This is a genomic window from Acetobacter sp. AN02, assembly GCF_029759835.1.
Taxonomy (GTDB): Bacteria; Pseudomonadota; Alphaproteobacteria; order Acetobacterales; family Acetobacteraceae; genus Acetobacter.
Genome location: NZ_JAJJND010000150.1, coordinates 1 through 3,306 on the forward strand (window position 1 = coordinate 1; position 3,306 = coordinate 3,306).

Below are 3,306 nucleotides of genomic sequence, written 5' to 3' on the forward strand. Positions count from 1 at the left end.
AACAGACCATTGCACCCACTTGGTGCGGGAGGAAAAATGACACCCATCGAGAAGGCAAAACAGCAGGTCGAACAGGCGAAGGCCCGGTATCAGGCTTTGCTCGCCAGACAGACCGCCGAGGAACGCAAGAAGGACACCCGGCGCAAGGTCATTCTCGGGGGGCTGCTGATCGACGCGGCCGGGAAGGATGAACGCTTCGGCCGGGTCATTGACGAGCTGATGAAACGCATCACCCGCGACCACGACCACAAGGCGTTCGAGGGGTGGCAGAAGCCGGAACCTGACCAGTCATGACCGACGAACGCGAGCTGGATGACGGACTGGCCGCGTTCGACCATCTCAGCCGGGAAATGGCAGAGACGAACCGCCTGCTCCGGGCCGTCCGATCCGATCAGGCCACCCGGAACCAGCAGGAACAGGCCCTGTCAGCCGAAATGCGGACTGCGCTTAAACAGGCCACAGGAGCCTCACAGGAGGCGCTACAGGCCAGTCATGCTGAAATACGCTCATCTCTACTCTGGACGGGCCTGATGGCCCTCCTGATCGTTCTGGTGGCGTTTGGCGGGGGGTATTTCTTCGGTCAGCGGTCCGGATGGGACACCGGGCACGCGGAAGGATACCAGAAAGCCCGGAATCAGGAGGCGGCCGCCAGCTGGGCGAACACCCCGGCCGGACAGCGAGCTTATGGCCTCGATCGACGGGGCAGCCTCGACCTGCTGTCCCTGTGCCAGGGGAACGGCTGGACCACGGAACGCCAGAAAGGCGGCACGGTCTGCTTCCCGAACGCTGACGCCAAGGGGAACATATCCGGCTGGTATCTCCCCTGACCGTCACAGGGATGGGAAAGCCGTCCAGTTTCCTCATCGCTTCCTGAGCCATTTTCTTTCGCCCGATTCTGCCGGCGTTACAGGGGCCGGGCGAGCGCGGAGCGGGAGCGGCGTAGCCCGCCCGCAGGGCGCCGGAACAGACCCCGAAATAGCAGTTTTCCACCGAAAAAAGGGGGGACAACAGGGGGATTAGATTCTTTTCTTTTTCTTAGGGATCGCCACACCCCGCAGAGAACCTAGAAAAACGGGTTGTTTTAAGTGCCGGATTCCGGCACCTATTGGTGCCAGAGACCGGCACTTAAAAACAGGTTCTCCACAGGGAGCAGACCATGGCCCAGATTGTGCGCCTCACCACAAGGCAACAGCGATCCGAACAGGAGGAAGCCGCACAGGCAGCCGAGCAGCTCTCACTTCTGTCCGACGAGTTCCTGAAGCATTTGCCCGGAGAGGCGCGTTTAGCCATCTCAAGGGCTACGTACGCGCTACAGAAAGCCGCGCGACCAGACACCACCGAAGGGCTTTGGCCAGGAGGTTTCACAATGTTGAGCCGCAACCAAACTATTGCCATCTGGAATGTTATTCGTGCCTTGCCATCCAATGATCGGCCGCATCAGGTACGCCATGTCTTCGATCTAGTGTTGGTTAATCTCCGGCAGGACACCGGCGAAGTTCTGCTCACCCGTGACCAGCTCGCCGAGAAAGTCGGATGCACTTCGAACCACATCAGCCGAATCATGGGGACGCTGGAGAAAATGGGCGTAATCCGCCGCGAACGACGGAAAATTGAAGGGATGCAGGGCCGAGGAATGGCCGTGTATTTCATCAACCCGCATGTGGCATGGAACGGCTCGCTAGACGCCCGCAAGGCACAGGCCGCGGAAATCCGGCCGCCCATGCGGCTCGAAATCCTTCATGGGGGTGCGTCGTGAGCATGTTTTGATAAACAACAGCATGAATTTTGACATGGAGAGACTAGCGTCAAAATCCAAAAAACTGTTTAAATGTTAATAACATATTGGGGAAATTCTATGACAACACATTATCCAACATTTGGAGATATAAATCTTCCATCGTCATCAAGCAATTATTCAGATATATACATTACAAATGCAAATCACACGTACAATAATTTTAACGGGAATGGTACACAAAGCACCGCAACAAATCCATCAGGACAAGGGTCTGGTGCAACATATGAAGTAACCTCTGGAACGGCAAAATTTTTGGGTTACTTCAACATTAACGGATCAAACGTTATTGTTGATTCTGGAGCAGCAATACAAGTAGATTCAGACTATACAAATGCTGCCGGTGGGCACTTAACAGTCAATGGGTCATTCACAGTAAAAAACAATACAAACCTCAACCAATCAGTAATTACTGTTAATAGCGGAGGAAAATTTACGGCCGAAGGGTTAACTAACTTAAACTCTGGATATTTAAACATAAATGGTGGAACTATAGAATTAAAAGGGTATCTTGCAAATAATGATAAGTCATCTTCTGATCCAGGGCCTATAGTAGATTTCAATAATAACCCAAATGGAACTTTTATTATCGATAAAAGTAGCCAAACTTCAGATGCTGTAGCAATAACAATTAAAAACTACACATATGGAGACACAATAAAAATTGGCAGTTCAGGCAGCGGAACATTAACAACATCTTATGACTCTTCAAATCATACGCTAACAGTGTTAGATGCTTCTGGGAAAGAATTAGTTAAATTCAAAAATTTTACAGACTCTAACTACAGTTCAAATCCAATTTCTGCGGAATATAGTGCTGGTTTCCTCGTTATAAACTGCTTTCTTTCAGGCTCTCTCATCAGCACGCCGCACGGGACGAAGGCCGTTGAAGAACTGAATGTTGGTGACGAGATCATTGCTTATGTTGATGGTATCGCGACCCCGCGTCGTGTAACCTGGACCGGTCAGGCACACTGCAACGTTCGTTCCCATCTTCCTGATGATGAGGCGGGTTACCCGATCCGCATCCTCAAGGATGCCATCTCGGACGGCGTTCCGTTCAAGGACATGCTGATCACAGCGGAACACTGCCTGTTCTTCGATGGCAAGTTCGTTCCGGCCCGTATGCTTGTGAACGGTCGGTCGATCTTTTTCGATAAATCCATCACATCCTACGACTACTACCACATCGAAACCGAAGATCACTCGGTCATCATGGCTGATGGCATGCTCACCGAGAGCTATCTCGATACCGGAAACCGTCACGCCTTCACCCAGAAGGGGAACGTCATTTCGATCGGTGGCAGCCGCAATCTGACGTGGGACGATGCTGCTGTACCACTTGGTGTTAGTCGCGAATTTGTCGAACCCCTGTCCCGCCAGATCGAGGTCCGGGCGACCGCTGCCGGGATTGCACAGAAAGATGCGGCACCTGAACTGACCGAGGATGCCGACCTTCATCTCGTCACAGACACAGGTGTGTCTATCCGCCCTGCCCGTGAATACAACGG

At 52.6% G+C, this 3,306-nt stretch carries 4 protein-coding genes; all 4 read left to right on the forward strand.

Going from position 1 to position 3,306, the window contains the following annotated elements:
* Window positions 1-36: 36 nt before the first annotated feature.
* Window positions 37-294, forward strand: a complete 258-nt coding sequence (locus LOC54_RS11790) for a mobilization protein (protein WP_279313989.1) — start codon at window positions 37-39, stop codon at window positions 292-294.
* Window positions 291-827, forward strand: a complete 537-nt coding sequence (locus LOC54_RS11795) for a replication protein (RefSeq protein WP_279313986.1) — start codon at window positions 291-293, stop codon at window positions 825-827. Before LOC54_RS11790 ends, LOC54_RS11795 begins: the two co-directional genes overlap by 4 nt.
* Before the next feature lie 329 nt (window positions 828-1,156).
* Window positions 1,157-1,756, forward strand: a complete 600-nt coding sequence (locus tag LOC54_RS11800; RefSeq protein WP_279313987.1) for a helix-turn-helix domain-containing protein — start codon at window positions 1,157-1,159, stop codon at window positions 1,754-1,756.
* 99 nt (window positions 1,757-1,855) lie between these two features.
* Window positions 1,856-3,306, forward strand: a 1,451-nt coding sequence (locus tag LOC54_RS11805; protein ID WP_279313988.1) for a Hint domain-containing protein, incomplete at its 3' end; no start/stop codon positions are given.